The organism is Actinomadura gamaensis (assembly GCF_042652125.1).
GTDB classification, from domain to species: Bacteria; Actinomycetota; Actinomycetes; order Streptosporangiales; family Streptosporangiaceae; genus Spirillospora; species Spirillospora gamaensis.
The window spans coordinates 167,322-189,057 of record NZ_JBHSIT010000009.1 but is presented as its reverse complement, the minus strand read 5'-3'; the positions used below and the strand labels follow the sequence as shown (position 1 = coordinate 189,057).

Below are 21,736 nucleotides of genomic sequence, written 5' to 3'. Positions count from 1 at the left end.
GAGGCGGGGTGTCGGGGGTCATATGAAGCGAGAGCATTACAGCGCGCAGTCTCCGGGATGCGCTCCGCTTTCGGTGGGCCGTGCGTCCGAGGTCAGGCGCCGCTTGACGGGGGAGACCGGGTGAGGGTGCGGGGGCGGAAACGCGGGCGGCACGGGGTTTCGGTCGGGGCGAAGGGGGCGGGGCGGACGTGAATGTCGCCTCGAAGTGATGGACGCGTCGGACGTCGGGATCGTTTGGGAGGGGGAAGGAGTGGGAGACCCGTGGGCGGGGACGGCGGGCCGCGAAGGGCCGGGCTGTGGCGGGATCGGGCGATGGGGCGGGATGCGACGGCGGCGGGACGGCGGAGGCCCGGTGGGCGCGCGGTCGGCCGGAGTGGGCGGTCCGCCGGGGCGGAACGGCCCGTTCGGGGAAGGCGCGTCCACCGGGCCGGTCGGTATCGCAGAGGCCGGGACGCGGTCCGGGGTGGGAGCCGCCGCGGGGGCTGAAGCCGTCGCGGACGGCTCGGCCCGTTCCGGTGCGGGCCTCTGTCAGGATGCCCGCCCGCCGCGGACTTCTTCCGCGACGGAGGCACACTGTCGCAACGCGACCACAGTGCGCAGGGCCCAGAGTTCTAGACCCAGGAAACGCCGCGCATGGTGGATTCCCCCTCCGGATGTGCCGGGGACCGCGAACCCCGCGGCCCCTGCGGACGGCCACGGTGGCCGTCCACCTGTTGCTCTATCGAAGGTACCGGTTTCCGGCGCACTCCGCACACGTTGCAACTATCGTGTTACAGAACGTGATGCGTAGGGGGGAAGGATGACGGCAGTGCAGTCGTCCGCCGAGGATCGCGGCGGTGATCTGGCCCGAACGTCCCGGCGCCTGGGGGGATCCGGGCGGCCGTCCCTGCTGGCCGTCTACGTCCCGGCGGTGGTGCTGCTGCACCTGGCGCTGGCCGTCGGGGGCCTCTGGCGCACCCCGCCGCGACTTGAAGATCTACTGACATTTTCCGCCCTGTTGGCGTGTGGGGCGGTCTGCATCGAGGCGTCCCGCCGCCTGGGCATGCCCGCGGGCGTCGCGCGCGACCTGCTGTCGGCGTGGTGGCTCCCGGTGGCGCTCCTGCTCCCGCCGGTGTACGCGCTGCTCATCCCGATCCCGTTGCAGGTCCTGCTCCAGTTCCGCGTCCGGCGGACGCTGCTGTACCGGCGTGTCATGGTCACCTCGGCGCTGGGGCTCGCGGGGGCCTGCGCGAGCGTCGTCTTCCACTCCGTCGTGCCCGAACCGCTGGCGGACGGCCCGGGCTGGGTCGTCCAGGGCATCCCCGGCATTCCGGTCGCGGTCGCGTGCGCGGCGCTGTTCACCGTCCTCAACACGGGCATCGTCGCCGTCGCGGCGCACGCCGCCGCTCCCGAAGGGCGCTGGCGCGAGGTCCTGTGGAACCGCGAGAGCCTCATGCTGGACGTCGTGGAGCTGTGCGTCGGCGTCCTCGTCACGGTGACCAGCGCGCTCTCCCCGGCGCTGCTGCTGCTCGCGCTACCCCCCGTCGTCCTGCTGCAGCGCAGCCTGATGCACCAGCAGCTCCAGGCCGCCGCCCGGACGGACGCCAAGACCGGCCTGCTGAACGCCGCCGCCTGGCAGCGCGAGGCCGACACCGAGCTGTCCCGCGCCCAGCGCACCGACGAGGCGCTGGCCCTGCTGCTGATCGACATCGACTACTTCAAGAGGGTCAACGACACCCACGGCCACCTGATCGGCGACCAGGTCCTGGTCGGCGTCGCGACCACCCTGTGCGGCCAGCTGCGCGACTACGACGTCGTCGGACGCTTCGGCGGCGAGGAGTTCGTCGCCCTGCTGCCCGGCGCCGACACCGTCGAGGCCTGCCGCATCGCCGAGCGCCTGCGCGGCCGCGTCCGCCGCCTCACCGTCCCCGCCGAGCACGGCACCGTCACCGTGACGATCTCCGTCGGCGTGGCCCTCCTGAACACCCACGGCTCCGACCTGATCGAACTCCTGGCCGCCGCCGACCTGGCCCTCTACCGCGCCAAGGAATCCGGCCGCGACCGCGTCTGCCTCCCCGCCGTGGAAGCCCCCCGCACCCCCGAACCCTGACCCCGGTCCGTCCTCCCGCTCCGACGCCGCCCATCCGTTGCCCCGTCGCGCCGAGAGCGGCCGGTCGGCCGGATCGGGCTGCGGACGGCCGGCGGGGTCGGGAAGCGGGCGGCCGGCGGGGTCGGGAGGCGGGCGGCCGGCGGCACCGGGACAGCGGATGGGCGGTGGCGCCGGGAGCGGATGGGCGGCGGCGCCGGGAGAGTAGACGGGCGGCGGGGTCCGGAAAGGGTGCGACGAACGGTGCTCCGGACCCAATAGGCTTGAGGATTATGGCCGAGTACATCTACACGATGCAGCGTGTGCGCAAGGCACATGGCGACAAGGTCGTCCTGGACGACGTCACCTTGCACTTCCTGCCCGGCGCCAAGATCGGCGTGCTGGGACCGAACGGCACCGGCAAGTCCACGCTGCTGCGGATGATGGCCGGTCTGGAGCAGCCGTCCAACGGCGACGCCAAGCTCATGCCGGGGTACACGGTGGGCATCCTGCAGCAGGAGCCGCCGCTCAACGAGGAGAAGACCGTCCTCGGGAACGTGGAGGAGGGCGTCGCCGAGACCAAGGCGATGCTCGACCGGTTCAACGAGATCGCCGAGCAGATGGCGACGGACTACTCCGACGAGCTCATGACCGAGATGGGCAAGCTCCAGGAGAAGCTCGACCACAGCAACGCGTGGGACCTGGACTCCCAGCTCGAGCAGGCGATGGACGCGCTGCGCTGCCCGCCGCCGGACGCCGACGTGACCAAGCTCTCCGGTGGTGAGCGCCGCCGCGTGGCGCTGTGCAAGCTGCTGCTGCAGGCCCCCGACCTGCTGCTGCTGGACGAGCCGACCAACCACCTGGACGCCGAGTCCGTCCAGTGGCTGGAGCAGTTCCTCGCCAAGTACGAGGGCACCGTCCTGGCCGTCACCCACGACCGGTACTTCCTGGACAACGTCGCCACCTGGATCCTGGAGCTGGACCGCGGCCGCTGCCACCCCTACGAGGGCAACTACTCCACCTACCTGGAGAAGAAGGCCGAGCGGCTGAAGGTCGAGGGCAACAAGGACGCCAAGCGCAAGAAGCGCCTCCAGGACGAGCTGGAGTGGGTCCGGTCGAACCCGAAGGCCCGCCAGACCAAGTCGAAGGCCCGTCTGCAGCGGTACGAGGAGATGGCCGCCGAGGCCGCCAAGACCCGCAAGCTCGACTTCGAGGAGATCCAGATCCCGCCGGGCCCGCGCCTGGGCAACACGGTGATCGTCGCCGAGGACCTCACCAAGGGCTTCGGCGACCGGGTCCTGATGGACCACCTGTCGTTCAACCTGCCGCCGAACGGCATCGTCGGCGTCATCGGCCCGAACGGCGTCGGCAAGACCACCCTGTTCCGCATGATCGTCGGTGAGGAGCAGCCGGACACCGGCGCGCTGCGCGTCGGCGACACCGTGCAGATCTCGTACGTGGACCAGGGCCGCGGCGGCATCGACCCGGACAAGAACGTCTGGGAGGTCGTCTCGGACGGCCTGGACCACATCAAGGTCGGCCAGGTCGAGATGCCGTCCCGCGCCTACATCGCGGCGTTCGGCTTCAAGGGCCCGGACCAGCAGAAGCCCGCGGGCGTGCTGTCCGGCGGCGAGCGCAACCGGCTGAACCTGGCGATGACCCTCAAGCAGGGCGGCAACGTGCTGCTGCTGGACGAGCCGACCAACGACCTCGACACCGAGACCCTGTCGAGCCTGGAGAACGCGCTGCTGGACTTCCCCGGCTGCGCCGTGATCACCTCGCACGACCGGTGGTTCCTGGACCGGATCGCCACGCACATCCTCGCGTGGGAGGACGGTTCGAACTGGTTCTGGTTCGAGGGCAACTTCGCCGACTACGAGAAGAACAAGATCGAGCGCCTCGGCGCGGAGGCGGCCCGCCCGCACCGCGTCACGCACCGCCGCCTCACCCGCGACTGACCCGCCGGCCCGTCCGCGCGCCGCGTCCGATGCCGGACCGGCGCCGGGCGGACGACGTCGAGAAGCGCCGCACCGGTTCGACCGGGTGCGGCGCTTCCCTTTTCCCAAGTGACCACCCCGACGCGCCTCGCCGCGAGGGCTCCGTCCCGGAGGCGGACAAGGCCAGAGGCGAAATGTTGTGGGTCGGGTGAGGAACGGCGGGTGCGGTGGGGCGGGTAGCATCGGCGCTCGTGTCCACTTTCGACCCGGGTGAGGCTATGCAGAGCGGTGACGAGCGGCCGACGGCGGACTTCCGGCATGTCTACGAGTTCCACCTGAGGTTCGGCGACATCGACTCGCAGGGCCATGTGAACAACGTGAAGTTCCTCGGGTACCTGGAGGACGCCCGCCTGGAGATGTTCCACAGCGATCCCGTCCGGAAGGGCGAGGAACCCATCCGGGGGATGGTGGTCGCGCGGCACGAGATCGACTACGTGACGCCGCTGCTGCCGACCGTGGACCCGATCCGGGTGGAGACGTGGATCACGCAGGCGCGGGCCGCGTCGTTCACCCTGGCCTACGAGGTCCGGGACGACGAGAACGTGTACGCCCGCGCGACCTCCGTCCTCGTCGCGTTCGACGTGGAGAACAACCGGCTGCGCCGCTTCACCCCGTACGAGCGCGACTTCATCGCCCGCTACCGCGCCCCGGCCGAGTAGGGGATCGCCGCGGCCTGCGCGTCGAGGATCTCGGTGTAGGTCCGGACGAATAGGGCGGTGTCCTCGAACGGCAGGCCGTGGCCGCCGGGGACCTCGACCATGCGCGCGTGCGGGATCGCCTCCGCGAGGGCGCGCTGGTGGTGCGGCGGGACGATCCGGTCGTCCGCGCTGGAGATGATCACCGTCGGGGCGGTGATCCGGGGGAGCAGCGCGGTGATGTCCACGGTCCGGTCGGTCTCGATCTGGCGGAGGTAGCCGTCCGAGACGGCGCGGACGGCGTGCGTGAAGCCCTCGGTCGCCGCCGCGAAGTCGGCGTCGGAGCGGGCGCGGAGCGTGGCGTCGCCCATGGCGGTGCACTGGAGCAGGCGTGCCTGGAGTTCCGGGTCGAGGACGGTCAGCCGGGACCACAGGTCGAACTGGAACGCCATCCACGGGTCGGTCTTCGCCCACGCCGCGTGGGGGACGACCGAGAGCACCCGGTCGGGCGCGGACGCGGCGAGGGCGAGCGCGACGGTTCCGCCGAGGGAGTGGCCGGCGAGGTGGAAGCGGTCCAGCCCGGCGTGGTCGGCCGCCGCGAGCGCCTGGGCGACCAGGTCGTCCAGCAGGATCGGGCCGCCGGGGTCGCGGGTCGCGCCCGCGCCGGACAGGTCGGGCGCGACGATCGTGAAGCGGTCGGCGAGGGCGTCGATGAGCGGCCCCCAGTTGCCCGGGCCGTCCGCGCCGGTGCCGTGCACCAGGACGAGGCCGGGTCCGGTGCCGGTCACCAGGTAGTTGACGGTGCTGGTGCCGGAGCTGATCAGGACGTCGACAGCGGGCATGCGTTTCCTTCCAAGGGTCGAACAGCAGGAGCAGCGGGAACAGCAGAAGCAGCAGGAGCGGCGGGAGCGGCGGGAACGGCAGGAGCGGCGGGGGTGCGCAGGAGGCGGGCGACGATCAGCGCGCCGGCCAGCGAGAGCGCGGACAGCGCCCACGACACGTCGTGGAGCGCGCCCGCGTACGCGTGCGTCGCGGCGGCCTCGTAACCGCCCGGCACGGCGGACGGCGGGGTCATGTCGCCCTGGAGCAGCCGGGAGGTGGCCTCGGACGCGGTCCGGGAGCCGTAGCGTCCGGCCAGGCCGGCGCGGGTCAGCGTGCTGAGCAGCGCGCCGAGGACGGCGACCGCGACGACCTCGCCGGTGATCCGGGCGGTGTTGAACAGGCCCGCGGCCATCCCGGCGCGCTCGGGTTCGACGGACGAGATCGCCGCGCCGTCCATGATGGCCAGCGAGATCCCGAAACCGGACCCGACCAGCAGCAGGGGCGCGGCGAGCGAGCCCGCGCCCGCGCCGCCCGGGACGAGTGCCAGCAGCGCGGTCCCGGCCGCGACCAGCAGCAGCGTCGCGACGAGCAGGACGCGCTGCGACAGTCGCCGGGCGAGGACGGCAGTGAGCGGCGGCAGCAGCAGCGTCGGGCCGGTGAGCAGCATCAGCAGCAGGCCCGCCCGGCCCGCCGACGCGTGCAGCGTCGCCATGAAGTACGGCGGCAGGACGATCGTCAGCGCGACGAACCCGAACGCCAGCAGGAACGGCATCGCCGAGATCGCGACGAAGCGCGGGCGGGTCAGCAGGGCGAGGTCCACGAGCGGGGCGGGGTGCCGCCGCTCGACGATCGCGAACGCCGTGAGGAGCAGCGCGCACGCCGCGAACCCGCCGAGGACGGCCGGGTGCGTCCAGCCCAGCGTCGGGCCCTCGACCAGCGCGAACGTGAACGCGGACAGGCCGAGGGTGAAGGTCACGGCGCCCGCCCGGTCGAGGGGCGCGGCCTCGGGCGCGGCCAGGGATGCGGCTACGGGCGCGCGCGACTCGGCGAGCAGCGGGACGGCGAGCAGGCTCGGCAGCAGCGCGACGGCGGCGACGCCGAAGAACGCGCGCCAGCCGAGGCCGGTGACGAGCAGTCCCGCGACGACGGGGCCGAACGCCAGGCCGAGGCCGATGACGGTTCCGAACACGCCGAACGCGCGGGCGCGGGACGGGCCGTCCGGGAAGGCGGCGGCCAGCAGCGCGCTGCCGCCGGTGGTCGCGGCGGCGGCCCCGGCCCCCGCGAGCAGCCGGGCGGCGACGAGCATGCCGATGCCGGGCGCGACCGTCGCGACCAGCATGGACGCCGTGAAGAGCGCGAGCCCGGACGCGAACATCCGGCGGCGTCCGATCCGGTCGGCGAGCGAGCCGGTGCCCGCCATGAAGCTCGCGAAGGTCAGGAAGAACGCGTTCACCACCCACTGCGAGGCGGCGAGGCCCGCGTGCAGCGACCGTCCGACGTCGGCGGTGGCCTCGGCGGCGCCCGTGGCGGTGATCGGGATGAGCAGCAGCGCGCCGCACACCACCCCGAGCGTCAAGGCGCGGCCGTCACGGCGCCGGGGCCGGTGCCGGCGCCGTTGCCGGCGCGGGGGCCGGTCCGAACCGGGCATGGCGAATCCCTTCGAGGTCGACGAACCATAAGAACTCTGATGGATGCAAAGACTCTGATGCAAGCACGTACCTTGTCAAGCCGTCGAGTATTGGTAAGGTGAGGCGTTCGGGAGGGGGATCCGATGGCGGGCGAGGACCGGATCGAGCAGGCGACGGCCTGGCGGCCCGGCATGCTGATCAAGCGGGCCGAGCAGGCGCTCATCGCCGAGAAGAGCCGCGTGCTGCGGCCGTTCGGGCTGACCGTCCCGCAGTACGCCGCGATGTACGCGCTGTCGCTGGCCCCAGGCGTCTCCGGCGCGCGGCTGGCGCGCTACTGCGCGGTGACGCCGCAGAGCATGACGACGGTGCTGAAGACGCTGGAGGCGCGCGGGCTGATCGAGCGGCGCGCGTCCGAGGACCATGCCCAGGTGCTGGTCACCCGGCTCACGCCCGAGGGCCGGACCCTGCTGGACGAGGCGGACGCCGCCGCCGCGGCCGTCGAGCGCCGGCTCGTGGACGCCTTCGACGAGGGCGAGCTGGCGGCGCTGCGCGGCCTGCTCCAGCGCGCCGTGGACGTCCTCACCTAGGTTTTCCGAAGATTTCCGGAAACAGTGCTCCTGAGCTGGGGTAACGATCTCGGCTAGCGGGGATCAATGGGACAGCGTCCCGTCCCGAGCCCGCCCGCACCTCGCCCCGAGGTCCGGGCCGGCGTGTCCGCCCGAGGTCCCCTCATGTCCCCCTATGTCTTCGCCTGGATCCTGTGGATCCTGATGTTCTTCGCGATCGAGCTGCCCGCGGTGTTCAACCGGCAGCGCGGCGACACGCTCTCCGAGCTGGTCTGGAACGTGTTCGCCATCCGCGGCAAGCCGATCGGCTGGCAGCTGCGCCGCCTCGCCCTGCTCGTCGGCCTCGCCTGGCTGGTCACCCACCTGCTCAGCGGCGGCCTCGTCTGATCCGTCCCTTCGCCCGGTCTGCTGCGCGCCAAGGCGCGCTCCGGCGCGCTACCGGGAGATCGCCACATGGTCACGGGTGTGTAACAAGCGTCCCCCCGGTATGTTTTCGTCACACTTCTTCCCTCTACGGTCGCAACGCGAATTGTGGCGATCCCACGTGAAGGTGAGAAGATGCGGCGCGTTTCCCACGGGGCACTGTCCCTGCTGCTGGCGGGCGGCCTGACCGCCTCCGGAATCGGCATCGCCGGGGCGGCCCAGGCGGCCCCCGCGGCCGCCAAGGGCGACATCCTGGCCCGGCTCAAGGCCATCAAGGGCATGTCCGTCCAGGAGAAGCCGTCGACCCTGCCGGGCTACCGCTGGTTCTGGCTGACCTACAAGCAGCCGGTCGACCACCGCAACCCGCGCGGCAAGTGGTTCGAGCAGCGGATCATGCTGGAGCACCGGGACGCGAGCGCGCCGATGGTGGAGTACACCAGCGGCTACAACACGCCCGAGACGATGTTCCAGTCCGAGCCGACGGCGCTGCTGAACGCCAACCAGATCTCGGTCGAGTACCGGTACTTCACCCCGTCGCGTCCGCAGAACGCGAACTGGAAGTACGACAACATCTGGCAGGCCGCGACCGACGAGCACCGGATCGTCCAGGCGCTGAAGCCGATCTACGGCGCCAAGTGGATCAACACCGGCGCGTCCAAGGGCGGCATGACCGCGACCTACCACAAGCGGTTCTACCCGAACGACGTGGCGGGCTCAGTCGTGTACGTCGCGCCGAACGACTACGACAACAACCACGACAAGGCCTATGACCGGTTCTTCCAGACGGTCGGCACCGACCCCAAGTGCCGCGCGCACGTGAAGGACCTGGCTCGCGAGATCCTGAAGCGCCGCTCCGCCATGGAGACGCGGATGAAGGCGGACGCCAAGGCCAACAAGTGGACGTTCTCGATCCTGCGCACCGTGGACCGCGCCTTCGAGAACTCCGTCATGGACTTCGAGTGGGGCTTCTGGCAGTACCACCTGCAGTCCGAGTGCGCCTCGCTGCCCGCGACGAACGCCTCCGACGACGACATCTACAAGGTCTTCAACACCGTCTCGGACGTCTCGTCCTACAGCGACCAGAGCCTCCAGGCGTTCATCCCGTACTACTACCAGGCGGGCACGCAGCTCGGCTGGCCGTCGCCGAAGTTCCCGAACCTGCACGACCTGCTCCGCTACGAGAGCAGCTACGTGCCGCGGACGTACGTCCCGCGCGACATCCCGATGCGGTTCGACAACGGCAAGGCGATGCGCGACATCGACCGCTGGGTGCGCAGCAGCGCCAGCCACATGCTGTTCCTCTACGGCGCGAACGACCCGTGGGGCAGCAAGCCGTTCCGGCTCGGCAAGGGCAGCCGCGACTCGGCCGTCTACGTCGCGCCGGGCATGAACCACAGCGGCCGGCTCATCGCCAAGCTGCCGGACGCGCAGCGCGCCAAGGCCATCGCCGACCTCCAGCGCTGGGCGGGCGTCGCGCCCGCCATGAAGGCCACCTCCGTGGTTCCGACCCCGATGGGCGAGGACCCGACCCTGGCGCAGCGTCCCCCGCTGTAGCCGCCGAGCCGTGAGCCCCGCGCGGGCTCCGGTTCCCACCCCCGAGGCGTGGGACGCGGACCATCCCCCAGGTCCGCGTCCCACGCCTCGTCAGTTCCGGCCCCCTCCGCGGCGGCGGGATCAGGCGAGGATCCAGGCGGACGAGTCGCCGGGCAGCAGGTCGCCGTAGCGGACCGCGCTCGCGAGGACGACCTCGCCGGGCGGCAACCGGACCGGGCTGTCCGAGCAGTTCAGCACGCAGGTCAGCCGTCCGCGCCGGAACGCCACGGTCGCGTCGGACGGGTCGTCCGGCCACTCGATCCGCTCGGGCAGGCCGGGAAGCAGCTCGCGGCGCAGCGCCAGCGCCCTCCGGTAGAACGTCAGCATTGATCCCGGATCGCCGTCCTGTGCCTCGACGGTCAGCGACGCCCAGTCCGGCGGCATCGGCAGCCAGGGGCGGACGCCGTCCGGAGAGAACCCGTACGGTTCGGCCGTCCCGGACCAGGGGAGCGGCACGCGGCAGCCGTCCCGGCCGGGGCGCTTGCCCCCGGTGCGGCGCGAGATCGGATCCTGCCGCGCCTCGTCGGGCAGGTCCTCGACCTCCGGCAGGCCCAGCTCCTCGCCCTGGTAGAGGTAGGCGGAGCCGGGCAGCGCGAGCAGCATCAGCAGCGCGGCGCGGGCGCGGGCCGTCCCGATGCCCGGCACTCCGGCCGGACGCTCGTACCGGGTGACGTGCCGCGGCATGTCGTGGCTGGACAGCACCCACGTCGGCGCGGCTCCGGTCGGTTCGACCGCCGCGACCGCCGCGCGGATCACGTCCCGGAACGCCGTCGCCGACCAGGGCGCGAGCTGGAGGTCGAACTGGAACGCCTGGTGCAGCTCGTCCGGGCGCAGGAACCGGGCGAGCTCGTCGGGGCTGTCGGTCCAGACCTCGCCGATCGCCATCCGGTCGCCGTCGTAGGAGTCCAGGATGCGCCGCCAGTCCCGGTAGACACCGTGCACCTCGGGACGGCTGTAGATGCGGCCGCGCAGCGTGTCGCGGGCGTCCGCGCCGGCGTCGGCGAACGCGGCGTCCTTGAACAGCCCGGCCGCCACGTCGATCCGGAACCCGTCCACGCCCCGGTCGAGCCAGAACCGCAGGATCCGCTCGAACTCGCGGCGCACCTCGGGGGTGCGCCAGTTCAGGTCAGGCTGCTCGCGCGCGTACAGGTGCAGGTACCACTGGCCGTCCGGGAGCCGCTCCCAGGCCGGGCCCCCGAACATGGACGGCCAGTCGTTCGGCGGCCCCTCCATCCGGCCGTCCGGGCGGATCCGGCCGGGCCGGAACACGTACCGCTCGCGCGCCGGATCGCCGGGCTGCGCGGCGAGCGCCTCCCGGAACCACCGATGCCGGTCCGAGGTGTGGTTCGGCACGATGTCGATGATCAGCCGGAGGCCGTGCGCGTGCGCGTCGGCGACGAGGGCGTCGAAGTCGTCCAGCGTCCCGAACCGCGGGTCGACGCCGGTGTAGTCGGCCACGTCGTACCCGCCGTCGGCGAGCGGGGACGGGTAGAACGGCGTCAGCCACAGCGCGTCCACGCCGAGGTCGCGCAGGTAGGGGAGCCGCGACCGGACGCCCCGGAGGTCGCCCTCCCCGTCACCGTCGCCGTCGGCGAAGCTGCGGACGTAGACCTCGTACACGACGGCGTGGCGCCACCAGGGGGATCGCGTCATACCGACGATCTACCCGGAACGGAAAGAACCGTCACCCCGCGCGGGCGGTCACGAAGGCGCGTTCACCATGCTCTGCGCGGCCATCGTGAAGTAGTTCCAGAGCATCTGCTCCGCCTGCGGCGGCAGGCCGAACTCCGCGACCGTCTCGTCCAGCGCCTTGCGCATGTGCCGCAGCCAGGACTCCTTGGCCGCCTCGTCCACCACGAAAGGGGCGTGCCGCATGCGGAGGCGTGGATGGCCGCGCCGCTGGCTGTAGGTGTTCGGGCCGCCCCAGTACTGGATCAGGAACAGCCGCAGCCGCTCCTCGGCGGGGTCGAGGTCCTCCTCGGGATACATCGCGCGCAGCGCCGGGTCGTCCGCGACGCCCTGGTAGAAGCGGTGGACGAGCGAGCGGAACGTCTCCTCGCCCCCGACCGCCTCGTAGAAGGTCACCTGTTCGGGATCAGCCATAACGCCCCAAGCCTATGCGGTGGGAGGCCGCTCACGCTCTAGATCGTCGGGCTTGGGCCCATAGGCCGAGGCCGGGACGCGTCAACCGAGATCGGAGCGCGGCCGGCCGAGGCGAACGCGGGCGGCGTGCCGCCGGGACGCGGCCGCGGGCCGTCAGGAGGCGCTGGGGGTGGCGACCGAGACGCCCGCCTCGTCGAACGAGACCTTGACGCGCTCGCGCAGCTCGCGGGCGCACTCGCTCTGCTTGCCCGGCGCGGTCTTCAGCACCACGCGGATGACCAGCGCGTCCGCGGCGAGCGCCTGGACGCCCCAGACCGACGGGCGCTCCAGGATGAGGTCGCTCCACTTGGGGTCGTCGGCCATCGTGTCGGCCGTGGCCTGGAGGATCTCCTTGACCTTCTCGACGTCCTCCCCGATGTCGACGGGGATGTCGAGCACCGCGCGGCCCCAGTTCTGCGACTCGTTGCCGACCTTCTTGATCTCGCCGTTCGGGACGTACCAGACCACGCCGTTGACGTCGCGCATCCGGGTGACGCGCAGGGTGACCGCCTCGACCGTGCCCTTGGCGCTGCCGACGTCGATGACGTCGCCGACGCCGTACTGGTCCTCCAGCAGCATGAACATCCCGGCGAGGCAGTCCTTGACGACGTTCTGCGCGCCGAAGCCGACCGCGACGCCGATGACGCTGGCGCTGGCCACGATCGGCGTCAGGTTCAGCCCGAGGTAGCCGAGGATGCTGAACAGCGCCGTGCCCATGATCACCACGGACGCCACCGAACGCAGCACCGAGCCGAGCGTCTTGGCCCGCTGCGCGCGCCGCTGTGACAGCAGCGCCGGGCTGCCCTCGAAGATCGTCCGGCTGCGCTCGCGGACCTTCTCCGACATGGTCCCCTCGGCCATCCGGAGCGTGATCTTGGTGATCATCCGGTGCGCGACGTTCCGGATCACCAGCGCGATGACGAAGGTCACGACGATCGCGACGAGCTTGCCCGTCCAGTCGTCGAGGGCGTAGTTGTGGACGAACCGGGTCGCGTCCGGGCTGTGCGTGACGTTCCAGAACAGGCGGCAGGTCGTCGACGGCTCCTCGCCGGCCTTGCTGACGCAGTACTGCTCGGCCTTCCCGTCCATGTTCACCAGGGGCTCGCCGAGCACCCCGGCGGCATGGGCGACGGGCGCGCTGAACGCCGCGGTGCCGTACATGGGGCAGACCCTCCCCGACCGATGGTGGATGCCGCGCCACGTCGCCCGTGGACCTGCGGCGGTACGAGCCCGATCGTAGGGGACGGTGACGACGGGTTCGTACATCGCCGGACGGGTGGCGCGCACCGGACGGGAAGGGCCTGCTCCGGGGCCGCGGACCCGGATGAATCGGGCGTGGGAAGCGGGTCCGCGGCTGGTCGGAGAGGGCGGACGGAAGCGCTGGCCGGCCTGCTCGGAGGGAGCCGGGTCGCGCTGGAGGTGATGGGTCCCGCGGGGGCCGCGGCTGCCGCGCCGTTTCGGCCACGACCCCCGGGGACGCTTCCGGCCCCGTCAGGGGCGGCCCGAGGGCCTGCCCCCCGCTGTGGCCGGATCGCGGATCTCGAAGCCCTGCGCCTCGAGACCGCGCGTCTGTTGTCGGAGCGGTTGCAGGACGTGCGCCAGTTTGGACGCGGCCCCGCGTGGATCGCCGACCCTGTGCATGCGTTCCCCCCATGACCACCAGTAGTAGTAGTGGCCTCGCGTGTCCGGCGCCGGCGCGCAGGTCACGTCCTCGGCCAGGCTCGCCGCCTCCGGGTTGACCACCCGCAGGAACGCCGGGCCGGACCGGGTCCGGACCACCCGCGCGACCAGGCCGCGCGTGTCGAGTTCGTGCTCCAGCTCCTCCAGGTAGCCGACGCGTTCGTCGTGTGCCACCTGCGCACCCCCTCCGTCAACGTGCATTCCGAGGACTGCTCGTGCCGTTCCCGTGTGGCCGAATGGTCCCTCTCGCCGCGGGTGAAGATCTTCCTCCCGGCCGGGCCGGGCCCCCGCGGTGATCGAACTCAGCGCTTCCGATCCGTTACACGCGGCGAGAATCGCAATCCCCACGGTGCTCGGTCAAGGGGCCGCCTGTCTGGCGAAGTACGGGATTCCCCCATCTCAGGGGGAGGTTGACCGACCCTGGAGGAGGAATCTCTACCTGCGGGGGACAAGGCGCTCCCGCTGTGCCCGTCTTCCCGAAGAAACGCTTGGCCTGCCCCAGAGCGGGCGTTACGCTGCGTGCGCAAGAGATTATTTCTCGTATCACCCACCCCTTTGCGGGCGATGCGGGAAAAGCTCCGTCCGAAGAGGTTGACCTAGCTACCGGTCGCCGTGGCCCCGAGGTCAGGCCCTCCCTTCCGAGGACCTCCCCCCGGCCCAGCGGTGAGGAGGCCGGAACGATGTCAGACCCCCCGAAGAAGGAGACCGAGATCGCCCGCCGCATCAGGGCGCGCGGTCTCGCCAGGGGACGTGGCCCGGCGCAGATCGCGGTGGACATCCACGATCAGTGCGGGCCGCTGTTCGGCACCACGCCGATCAAGGCGCACCGCCTCGCCCACGGGGTCGCGCTGTCCGACATCGTCGCTCAGGTCCGGGCGCTCTTCGAGGTGGACGGCAAGCCCGAGCCCAAGCTCGGCGACACCCTGCTGTCGGCCTACGAGAGCGGCTACAAGCGCCCCGGGCCCGAGTACCTCCACTACCTCTGCGCCGTCTACCGGGTCGAACCCGACGATCTCGGGTACCGCAGTCCCTGCATCTGCGGGCGTGCCCACGCCGTCCGTCCCGCCGAGACGGGCGGCGGCCCGGTCCCCGCCGGCGTCCCGTCCCCGCGGGATGCCGGTCCCCGGCCGCCGGACGACACCGACGCCCTCATCGGGGCGGTCGTGGTCCCGGCGCCGGACGACCGGCACTGGGTCTCCGTAAGAAACCCCAGGGGTCCGGACCGCCGCGCTGACGGCCCCGCCTCGATCGATGTGGGAGAGGAGGACATCGTGCTTCGTAGGACTCTGCTGAGCCTGCTGGCGGGGTCGGGCGTCGTGACGCTCGACGGCCAGTTCCTGGGCGCTGTGGACAACCTTCGTCGCAAGATGGACGACACCCTGGTCAGCGCGACCGTGTCTCCGACCATGCTCGACCAGTGGGAGGAGACGACGCTCGGCTACGGCCAGCAGTACCAGGCCACCCCGTCGCTGCGCATGCTCTGCGACGTGCTGCTCGACTTCTCCGAGGTCCGGCGGATGGCCGACAAGCGGCAGCCCGTGGAGCTCCAGGAGCGGCTGCTGCGGATCGCCGCCCAGCTGTCCGGGCTGTCCGGGCTCATCATGATCAACCTGGGCGACCACCGGCTGGCGCGCTCGTTCTTCCGGACCGCGCGGACGGCCGCCGACGAGACCGGCGACCGCAAGCTGCGCGCCTGGGTGACCGTCCGCGAGGCGCTGGTCCCGATGTACTACGGCGACCCGCGCGAGGCGCTGCACCTGGCCCGCAAGGCCCAGGACCTCGCCGGCCGCGACCCGAGCGTGGCCGCCGCGATGGCGCCCGCGGTCGAGGCGCGCGCCCTCGGCCAGCTCGCCCTGCGCGGCCGCGGCGACGCCGCGCCCAGCGCCCGGCGCGCCCTGCTGCGCGGCCGGTCGGTGTTCGACCAGCTCAGCCGCGAGCACACCGGCGACCTCGTGTTCGGCTTCACCGAACGGCAGATGGCGTTCTACGAGGGCGACACCTACACCAACCTCGGCGACCACAAAACGGGGGAGGAATCACTGAGCAAGGCGCTCACGCTCTACGCGCCCACCGACCGGGTCGACCTGACCCTGGTCCGCCTCGACCGGGCGTCGTGCAAGCTGCACGCCGGCCACCCGGACGCCGCGCTCACCGCGGCGCAGGAGGCGATCCTCGACCTGCCGGCCGAGCACCGCTCCGACATCCTCGTCCACCGGGCGCGGCAGATCGGCGCGGCGGTCGGCGCGAAGCACCCGGGCATGCCCGCGCTGAGCGAGTTCTACGAGGCGCTGTCCGGCCCGCACGTGCAGAGCCCCACCGGGACGCCGCCCAAGCCCGCCGTCCCGCCCGCAGAGCAGGTCTGACGCGGCATGCCACAGCCAGAGGGCCAACTGCCCGGACCCCGGGCGGCACCGGCACGACCGCGCGCCTCCGACGACCCGGCCGACCCGGCCGGGGCCACATCCGCCCGGGCGCGGCCCGGGTCTCCACCGGCCGGACCGCGGTCCGGGGCCGGGCCGCGCCCGGCCACCGTGGCGGGACGGCGCCGTCCAGACCGCCCGGACCTCGTCCGGGTGCGGGCCGACCCGCCGTTGTGGGAGTACGGCGGGCTGCGCCTGCGCCGCTACGTCGGGTCCGACCACGCCGCCGTGCTCGCCCTGCACCGGCAGGGCCTCGCGCAGGTCGGGCTGCGGCCCGGCGACGGTGTCTACTACGACCACGACTTCTTCCGGATGGAGGAGATCTACCTCCGCGGCGACGGCGAGTTCCTCGTCGGCGAGCTGGACGGCCGGATCGTCGCGATGGGCGGACTCCGCCGCGCCGACCTGGTCCCCGGCGGCGTCGCCCGCGCGCAGGGCGGAGGAACGCCGGAGCCGCCCGCCCGCGAGCACGCGGTCGAGATGGTGCGCCTGCGGGTGCGGCCGGAGTTCCAGCGGCGCGGCTACGGGGAGGTCCTCGTCCGCGCCCTGGAGGACCGCGCCGCCGAGCTCGGCTACCGCGTCCTGCGGGCCGACACCACGGCCCGCCAGGGCCCCGCCCTCGCGCTCTACCGCAAGTTCGGCTGGCGCGAGACCCACCGCGAGGTCATCAACGGGATCATCAACATCTACCTGGAGAAACGCATCCACTGAGAGGCCCGCCGGGCACCTGTGAACCCCCGGGGCGTCGGCCACCAGCGGAGGCGCGGTCCGCCGGCAGCCGCCGTCCCGGGCCTTTCCCGTCCACCGGAGCTCAGTCCAGCACCCCCGCGATGAACTGCATCAGGGGATAGCGGCGGTGGTGGAGGACGGTGAGGCCGCGGGCGGTGAGGTCGTCCGGGAGGTCGTCGTCGAACATGGTGATGCCCGCGGCGCGGCCGAGGACGTCGCCGGTGAGGCGGGTGATCGGCAGCGGCGGACGGCGGGTGGTGAGGATGACCAGGCGGCCGCCGGGGCGGAGCACGCGGACCATGCCGTCCAGGGCCGCCCAGGGGTCGTCGAAGAGGTAGAGCGCGCCGAGGCAGCAGACCGCGTCGAAGACGCCGTCGCGGAAGGGCGGGGAGACGGCGTTGCCGCGCACGTAGGCGATGCCCTGGCTGTCGGCGGCGGCGCGGGCGAGCATGGCGGGGGCCGCGTCCAGACCGACGACCAGGCCGTTCTCGGCGACGCCGGACGCGAGGGCGCGGGTGGTGTTGCCCGGCCCGCAGGCCAGGTCGAGGACGGTCGCGGCGGGCTTGGCGATGTCGCCGGGCTGCCCGAGCCCGAGCCAGTCGCGGGCGAGGGCGTGCTCCTCGGCGGTGTCCGGGCCGGTCGGCCAGCCCTTGGACAGGTTGAACGCGACCGGCCGCCACACCCGTTCGTAGACCTGCGGCAGCAGCGTGGACTGCATGACCCGCTGGGCCAGCGTCGGCGCGGGTTCGGCGGCGAGCAGGTCCAGGTAGCCGTGCGGCGCGGCGGCCATGTCCGGCGGGTCGGCAAGCAGTCCGAGCACGCGGTCGAACAGGCCGGGATCCTGCGTCGTCGAAGAGCGCACGGCATTATTCGACCACGCGTCAATACCTGCTGTCCCCCTCGGATCCGGCGGTGTGATCCAACCCACCGCATGACCCAGTGCCAGGCGAGGTCGGCGCGCCCGCCACGGTTTTCGGGCCGAGGGGCGAGCCCTCGGCCCGAAAGCTCAGGTCAGAGCCAGACCCGTCTGGTGCGCGAGGAACGAGAGGGTGTCGGTCATCAGCGCGGTGGAGCGGGTGACGGACCGCGCGGCGTGGCCCACATCGGACTCGCGGCGCAGGAGGACGGGCCGGTCGGACGACGTCGCGTGCTGGAGCGCGGCGCACATCTTGCGGGCGTGCAGCGGGTCCACGCGGCTGTCACTGTCGAACACCGTGAACAGGACGGCCGGGTACTCGACGCCCTCGCGGACGTGGTGGTACGGCGAGTAGGCGAGCAGCCACTCCAGCTCGTCCGGCTTGCCGGCGGAGCCGAACTCGTCGTTCCAGATCTGGCCGATCCCGAACTTCTCGTAGCGGACCATGTCGAGCAGCGGCGCCGAGCAGACGACGGCGCGGTAGAGGTCGGGGCGCTGCGTCAGGGCGGCGCCGACCAGCAGGCCGCCGTTCGAGCCCCCGGAGATCGCGAGCTGGGACGGGGTGGTCAGGCCGTCCGCGATGAGGCGCTCGGCGGCGGCGTGGAAGTCGTCGAAGACGTTCTGCTTGCGGTCGCGCATCCCGGCGCGGTGCCAGTCCTCGCCCTCCTCGGACCCGCCGCGCAGGTTCGCGACCGCGTACACGCCGCCCGCCTCGACCCAGGCGAGGATGGACGCCGAGTAGGCCGGGGTGAGGGAGACGTTGAAACCGCCGTAGCCGTAGAGGACGGCGGGGCGCGGGCCGGCGGCGTCCGGGCGGGAGATCACCAGCATCCGGACGTCCGTGCCGTCCTTCGAGGCGTAGGTGACCTGCCGGGTCTCGATCTCGGGGACCTCGACGGTGCCGGGCGCGGACGCCCACACGTGCGTCTGGCCCGTCAGCGCGTTGTAGTGCAGCACCGACGAGGGCGTGACGTTGTCGGTGTAGCCGAACCACGCCTCGTGGCCGCCCTCGGGACGCTCGACGATGCCGCCGATCGAGCCGAGGCCGGGCAGCGGGACCTCGCCGACGCGCTCGCCGGTCTCCAGGTCGTGGACGGTGATCTCGCTGATCGCGTGCCGGGTCCAGCCCGCGAGCAGGACCGGCCGGTCCAGGTCGTCCAGGATCGCGAAGTCGGTGAGCACGGCCTCCGGGTCCTCGGGGACGAGGTCGCGCCAGTTCCCGTAGGACGGGTCGGACGGGTCGGTCACGCACACGCGCGAGCGCGGCGCGTCCCGGTCGGTGAACACGTAGGCGCGTCCGTCGCGTCCGACGTGCAGGGACGTCCCGGCGTCCACGCCCACCTGGACGGGCCGGAACTCCGGGCTCTCCAGCGGCCCGGCGGCCAGGTCGGCGATCCACAGGTCGTTGCGCGGCGCGGTCCCGGCGGACGCGGTGACCGTGAGCCAGCGGCCGTCGCGGCTGACGCCGACGCCGTAGTAGTTCGTCTTGTCGAGCCCGTCGCCGAACACGAGCACGTCGGTGTCCGGATCGGCGCCGACGCGGTGCAGGTAGACGCGCCGGTGGAACTGCTCCTCGCCGGACGGGACGTCACCGGGCGCGAGCCGCCGCACGTAGTAGTAGGCCTCCCCGCCGGGCAGCCACGCGACCACGGAGTTGCGGGTGCGGTCGATCGGACCCTCGACGCGCTCGCCGGACGCCACGTCCAGCACGTGCAGCAGGGACTCCTCGTCGCCGCCGTGCGAGACCTTGTACGCCAGCAGCCGCCCCTCCTTGTCCGGCTGCCAGCCGTCGAGCGTCGTCGTGCCGGACGGGTCGAGCGCGGTCGGGTCGACGAGCACCCGCTCCGAGCCGTCCGGGTCCACGGTGTACAGGACGGGGTGCTCCTGGTCGGCGGTGCGCCGGGTGAAGAACCGCCGGGCGCCGCGCCACACCGGGGAGCCGACGCTGCCCGCGCCGAGCAGCTCCCCGAGCCGCGCGCGCAGCCGGTCGCGTCCGGGCAGGCCGTCCACCACCTGGTGGAACAGGTCGTCCTGCGCCGAAAGCCACTTGGCGGTGTCGTCGGAGGCGGCGTCCTCCAGCCATCGGTACGGGTCGGGGACGCGGTGGCCGTGCAGGTCGTCGGCGACGTCCTGGCGTGGCGCGGAAGGGTACTGCGGTCGGCTCATGCGAGCACTGTATTCATCCGGACCGGAACCCGATCCCAAGATCATGGGGTGTCACAAGGTGTATACGCGCGGTGACATCGGTAGAACGTTTGGTGATCAGACAGTACTCCAGTCGGGGGTTGCACATGAAGAAGACCATCGCCGTACGCCGCACGGCCCTGGGCGGGACGGTGCTCGGCGCCTCGCTGCTGGCCGCCGCGCTCGCCGCGCAGGCCGCGCAGGCCGGCCAGGCCGCGCCCGCGCCGGCCGGGAAGGTCCAGTTCTCCTACTCCGCTCCGGAGATCGCCCATTCGGGCGACGCGGTGACCTGGAAGTGGACGATCCGCAACGTCGGCGGCGAGAGCGTGAACAACGTCGTCCTCACGCACCGGCTGACACCGCAGCTCAAGGTCGCCAAGGTCTCCTCGCAGTGCAAGTCGGACGACTCGGCGATCCGCTGCTCGTACGGCGAGCTCAAGGCCGGGGCGACGGCGAAGGGCGAGCTGACCGCCGCCGTCCCGTCCTCCACCAGCGGCAGCGTCCAGATCAACGGCCGGGTCACCTGGCAGCAGGCCGAGGCGCAGGCCCCGGCGGGCGGCGCTCCGGCGACCGGCCGCGACGCGGCCACCGCTCCGAACCCACCCGCCGCGCCGGAGGCGCCCGCCACCGCTCCGGAGCAACCCGCCGATCCGAACGCGCCCGCTTCACCCGCCGATCCGAACGCGCCCGCCGCCTCGCCGGAGGCTCCGGCCGCGCCCGCGGCGCCCGCGGCTCCGGCCGCGCCGAAGACTCCCGCATCGCCCGCCTCGCAGAAGGCCCCAGCAGCGCCGAAGGCTCCGGCCGCGCCCAAGGCTCAGGGCGCGCCGAAGGCCCAGGCCGCGCCCAAGGCTCAGGCTGCCCCGAAGGCTCAGGCCGCGCCCGCCGCGCCGAACGCGCCCGCGGCTCCGGCCGCGCCCGGCGCGCCCGCGGCGCCCGCCGCTCCGAAGAACTGATCGGACGGTGCCCGCGCTGGACGGATCGGACGAGCGACATCGGCCGTCCGATCCGTCCCGGGCCGGTCCGGCCGGTTCCGCCGGAGTCCCCGCGGCGGCGGGATTTTTTCGGCACGTTCACCGCCGGCGCCGTTCGAACCGCCGCGTTCATGGGGATTAAAGGGGGTAGCGGGCGGCCAGCTCAGGGGCCACACTGATTGCGGGCCGGCCGTCACGGTCGGCTTCCACCGCTCGCTCGTCCCCCGGGCCGGGCGGTGGCCGGCGGACTGGTAACGGACGGACCGGAAACGCCCCTGGGGAGGTCCTCATGGCGGGTGCACAGGTGCCGGAGACGATACTCGGGCCTCGGGTCGGGGCGCGCGCGAGTCGTGCGCCCGCCGAGGCGAAGAAACGAACGACCGATCCCACCGCGACGGCTGCGCTCGACCCGGCGGAGGCCGTCTGATGCGTCAGGTCCTGCTCCTCAACGCGACCTACGAACCCCTCACGACCCTTCCGCTCCGCCGCGCCGTCGTCCTCGTCCTCCGGGACAAGGCCGAGATCGTCCACCAGGACGTCTCCGGCGCCGTCCTCCACTCCGCCGCCATGACGGTGGAGATCCCGTCGGTGATCCGGCTGCGCCGGTACGTGCGCATCCCTTTCCGCACCCGCGTCCCGCTGACGCGCACGGCGCTCATGCGCCGCGACAACTTCCGCTGCGTCTACTGCGGCCGCCGCGCCGAGACCATCGACCACGTGCACCCGCGCAGCCGCGGCGGCAAGCACGTCTGGGAGAACTGCGTCGCCTCCTGCCGGACCTGCAACCACCGCAAGGCCGACCGGCTGCTGGAGGAACTCGGCTGGACGCTCCCGATCACGCCCGGCGTACCGCGCGGCGCGCACTGGCGGCTCATCGGCATCGTCCCGGACGGCGACCCGCAGTGGGCTCCCTACGTCACCGAACCGGCCGCCTGACCGGCGTGGCCGCCCGTCCCGCTCCGCCG

The 21,736-nt window shown here is 72.5% G+C and carries 18 protein-coding genes; 10 read left to right on the top strand and 8 right to left on the bottom strand.

The window, feature by feature from the left end:
• The first annotated feature begins 799 nt into the window (after nt 1–799).
• From ACFPCY_RS28965 to ACFPCY_RS28955, 3 genes are all read left to right on the top strand, one after another.
• The gene (locus tag ACFPCY_RS28965; RefSeq protein WP_378260205.1) at nt 800–2,089 is read left to right on the top strand and encodes a sensor domain-containing diguanylate cyclase; all 1,290 of its coding nucleotides are present in this window, start codon (nt 800–802) and stop codon (nt 2,087–2,089) included.
• 269 nt (nt 2,090–2,358) lie between these two features.
• Nucleotides 2,359–4,023: an energy-dependent translational throttle protein EttA gene (gene ettA / locus ACFPCY_RS28960; RefSeq protein WP_378260203.1), complete on the top strand. Its 1,665-nt coding sequence runs from the start codon at nt 2,359–2,361 to the stop codon at nt 4,021–4,023.
• Nucleotides 4,024–4,280: 257 nt separating this feature from the next.
• On the top strand, nt 4,281–4,721 hold the full coding sequence (locus tag ACFPCY_RS28955; protein WP_378260704.1) for an acyl-CoA thioesterase: 441 nt from the start codon (nt 4,281–4,283) through the stop codon (nt 4,719–4,721).
• Here the strand turns inward: ACFPCY_RS28955 and ACFPCY_RS28950 are convergent.
• Entirely contained in the window at nt 4,700–5,539 is an 840-nt protein-coding gene (locus ACFPCY_RS28950) for an alpha/beta fold hydrolase (protein WP_378260201.1), read from the bottom strand. The genes ACFPCY_RS28955 and ACFPCY_RS28950 overlap by 22 nt on opposite strands.
• Complete coding sequence (locus ACFPCY_RS28945) at nt 5,518–7,095, bottom strand: MFS transporter (protein ID WP_378260199.1); 1,578 nt, start codon at nt 7,093–7,095, stop codon at nt 5,518–5,520. The genes ACFPCY_RS28950 and ACFPCY_RS28945 overlap by 22 nt, the downstream gene beginning before the upstream one ends.
• 195 nt (nt 7,096–7,290) lie before the next feature.
• Between ACFPCY_RS28945 and ACFPCY_RS28940 the strand changes: the two genes are divergently transcribed.
• The 3 genes from ACFPCY_RS28940 to ACFPCY_RS28930 all read left to right on the top strand — a co-directional run bounded on the left by ACFPCY_RS28940 (nt 7,291) and on the right by ACFPCY_RS28930 (nt 9,690).
• The gene (locus ACFPCY_RS28940; RefSeq protein ID WP_378260197.1) at nt 7,291–7,734 is read left to right on the top strand and encodes a MarR family winged helix-turn-helix transcriptional regulator; all 444 of its coding nucleotides are present in this window, start codon (nt 7,291–7,293) and stop codon (nt 7,732–7,734) included.
• Between the two features lie 144 nt (nt 7,735–7,878).
• A complete protein-coding gene (locus tag ACFPCY_RS28935) occupies nt 7,879–8,100 on the top strand; it encodes a hypothetical protein (protein WP_378260195.1) in 222 nt (73 codons plus the stop codon).
• 171 nt (nt 8,101–8,271) lie between these two features.
• Nucleotides 8,272–9,690: a S28 family serine protease gene (locus ACFPCY_RS28930; protein ID WP_378260192.1), complete on the top strand. Its 1,419-nt coding sequence runs from the start codon at nt 8,272–8,274 to the stop codon at nt 9,688–9,690.
• A gap of 120 nt (nt 9,691–9,810) precedes the next feature.
• Here the strand turns inward: ACFPCY_RS28930 and ACFPCY_RS28925 are convergent, their stop codons facing one another.
• From ACFPCY_RS28925 to ACFPCY_RS28910, 4 genes are all read right to left on the bottom strand, one after another.
• Nucleotides 9,811–11,382 carry a glycoside hydrolase family 13 protein gene (locus tag ACFPCY_RS28925; protein WP_378260190.1) on the bottom strand — a complete coding sequence of 524 codons (1,572 nt, stop codon included), beginning with the start codon at nt 11,380–11,382 and terminating at the stop codon, nt 9,811–9,813.
• A gap of 48 nt (nt 11,383–11,430) precedes the next feature.
• The gene (locus ACFPCY_RS28920) at nt 11,431–11,832 is read right to left on the bottom strand and encodes a globin (RefSeq protein ID WP_378260188.1); all 402 of its coding nucleotides are present in this window, start codon (nt 11,830–11,832) and stop codon (nt 11,431–11,433) included.
• 153 nt (nt 11,833–11,985) lie between these two features.
• Nucleotides 11,986–13,032: a mechanosensitive ion channel family protein gene (locus ACFPCY_RS28915; RefSeq protein WP_378260186.1), complete on the bottom strand. Its 1,047-nt coding sequence runs from the start codon at nt 13,030–13,032 to the stop codon at nt 11,986–11,988.
• A gap of 330 nt (nt 13,033–13,362) precedes the next feature.
• Nucleotides 13,363–13,725 (bottom strand): hypothetical protein, encoded by a 363-nt coding sequence (locus ACFPCY_RS28910; protein WP_378260184.1) that lies wholly within the window; start codon nt 13,723–13,725, stop codon nt 13,363–13,365.
• A 506-nt stretch (nt 13,726–14,231) separates the two neighbouring features.
• On the opposite strand from ACFPCY_RS28910, the gene ACFPCY_RS28905 reads away from it, so the two are divergent.
• Together ACFPCY_RS28905 and ACFPCY_RS28900 are read left to right on the top strand one after the other, a co-directional pair.
• On the top strand, nt 14,232–15,914 hold the full coding sequence (locus ACFPCY_RS28905; protein WP_378260182.1) for an XRE family transcriptional regulator: 1,683 nt from the start codon (nt 14,232–14,234) through the stop codon (nt 15,912–15,914).
• A 210-nt stretch (nt 15,915–16,124) separates the two neighbouring features.
• Complete coding sequence (locus ACFPCY_RS28900; protein ID WP_378260180.1) at nt 16,125–16,682, top strand: GNAT family N-acetyltransferase; 558 nt, start codon at nt 16,125–16,127, stop codon at nt 16,680–16,682.
• A gap of 100 nt (nt 16,683–16,782) precedes the next feature.
• On the opposite strand, the gene ACFPCY_RS28895 is transcribed toward ACFPCY_RS28900, so the two are convergent.
• Together ACFPCY_RS28895 and ACFPCY_RS28890 are read right to left on the bottom strand one after the other, a co-directional pair.
• Nucleotides 16,783–17,562: a class I SAM-dependent methyltransferase gene (locus ACFPCY_RS28895; RefSeq protein WP_378260178.1), complete on the bottom strand. Its 780-nt coding sequence runs from the start codon at nt 17,560–17,562 to the stop codon at nt 16,783–16,785.
• A gap of 144 nt (nt 17,563–17,706) precedes the next feature.
• Nucleotides 17,707–19,782 (bottom strand): prolyl oligopeptidase family serine peptidase, encoded by a 2,076-nt coding sequence (locus ACFPCY_RS28890; RefSeq protein WP_378260176.1) that lies wholly within the window; start codon nt 19,780–19,782, stop codon nt 17,707–17,709.
• 125 nt (nt 19,783–19,907) lie between these two features.
• Between ACFPCY_RS28890 and ACFPCY_RS28885 the strand changes: the two genes are divergently transcribed.
• Nucleotides 19,908–20,753, top strand: coding sequence for a hypothetical protein (locus ACFPCY_RS28885; RefSeq protein WP_378260174.1), 846 nt, complete (start codon nt 19,908–19,910; stop codon nt 20,751–20,753).
• Between the two features lie 444 nt (nt 20,754–21,197).
• Complete coding sequence (locus tag ACFPCY_RS28880; protein WP_378260172.1) at nt 21,198–21,707, top strand: HNH endonuclease; 510 nt, start codon at nt 21,198–21,200, stop codon at nt 21,705–21,707.
• Nucleotides 21,708–21,736: the final 29 nt, after the last annotated feature.

What these genes read in the sequence shown, in the direction of transcription:
- ACFPCY_RS28965 (WP_378260205.1), top strand. Translation starts at nt 800, where the DNA reads ATGACGGCAGTGCAGTCGTCCGCCGAGGATCGCGGCGGTGATCTGGCC.
- ACFPCY_RS28885 (WP_378260174.1), top strand. Translation starts at nt 19,908, where the DNA reads ATGAAGAAGACCATCGCCGTACGCCGCACGGCCCTGGGCGGGACGGTG.
- ACFPCY_RS28920 (WP_378260188.1), bottom strand. Translation starts at nt 11,832, where the DNA reads ATGGCTGATCCCGAACAGGTGACCTTCTACGAGGCGGTCGGGGGCGAG.
- ACFPCY_RS28890 (WP_378260176.1), bottom strand. Translation starts at nt 19,782, where the DNA reads ATGAGCCGACCGCAGTACCCTTCCGCGCCACGCCAGGACGTCGCCGAC.
- ACFPCY_RS28915 (WP_378260186.1), bottom strand. Translation starts at nt 13,032, where the DNA reads ATGTACGGCACCGCGGCGTTCAGCGCGCCCGTCGCCCATGCCGCCGGG.
- ACFPCY_RS28925 (WP_378260190.1), bottom strand. Translation starts at nt 11,382, where the DNA reads ATGACGCGATCCCCCTGGTGGCGCCACGCCGTCGTGTACGAGGTCTAC.
- ACFPCY_RS28950 (WP_378260201.1), bottom strand. Translation starts at nt 5,539, where the DNA reads ATGCCCGCTGTCGACGTCCTGATCAGCTCCGGCACCAGCACCGTCAAC.
- ACFPCY_RS28880 (WP_378260172.1), top strand. Translation starts at nt 21,198, where the DNA reads ATGCGTCAGGTCCTGCTCCTCAACGCGACCTACGAACCCCTCACGACC.
- ACFPCY_RS28905 (WP_378260182.1), top strand. Translation starts at nt 14,232, where the DNA reads ATGTCAGACCCCCCGAAGAAGGAGACCGAGATCGCCCGCCGCATCAGG.
- ettA (WP_378260203.1), top strand. Translation starts at nt 2,359, where the DNA reads ATGGCCGAGTACATCTACACGATGCAGCGTGTGCGCAAGGCACATGGC.
- ACFPCY_RS28940 (WP_378260197.1), top strand. Translation starts at nt 7,291, where the DNA reads ATGGCGGGCGAGGACCGGATCGAGCAGGCGACGGCCTGGCGGCCCGGC.
- ACFPCY_RS28930 (WP_378260192.1), top strand. Translation starts at nt 8,272, where the DNA reads ATGCGGCGCGTTTCCCACGGGGCACTGTCCCTGCTGCTGGCGGGCGGC.
- ACFPCY_RS28935 (WP_378260195.1), top strand. Translation starts at nt 7,879, where the DNA reads ATGTCCCCCTATGTCTTCGCCTGGATCCTGTGGATCCTGATGTTCTTC.
- ACFPCY_RS28955 (WP_378260704.1), top strand. Translation starts at nt 4,281, where the DNA reads ATGCAGAGCGGTGACGAGCGGCCGACGGCGGACTTCCGGCATGTCTAC.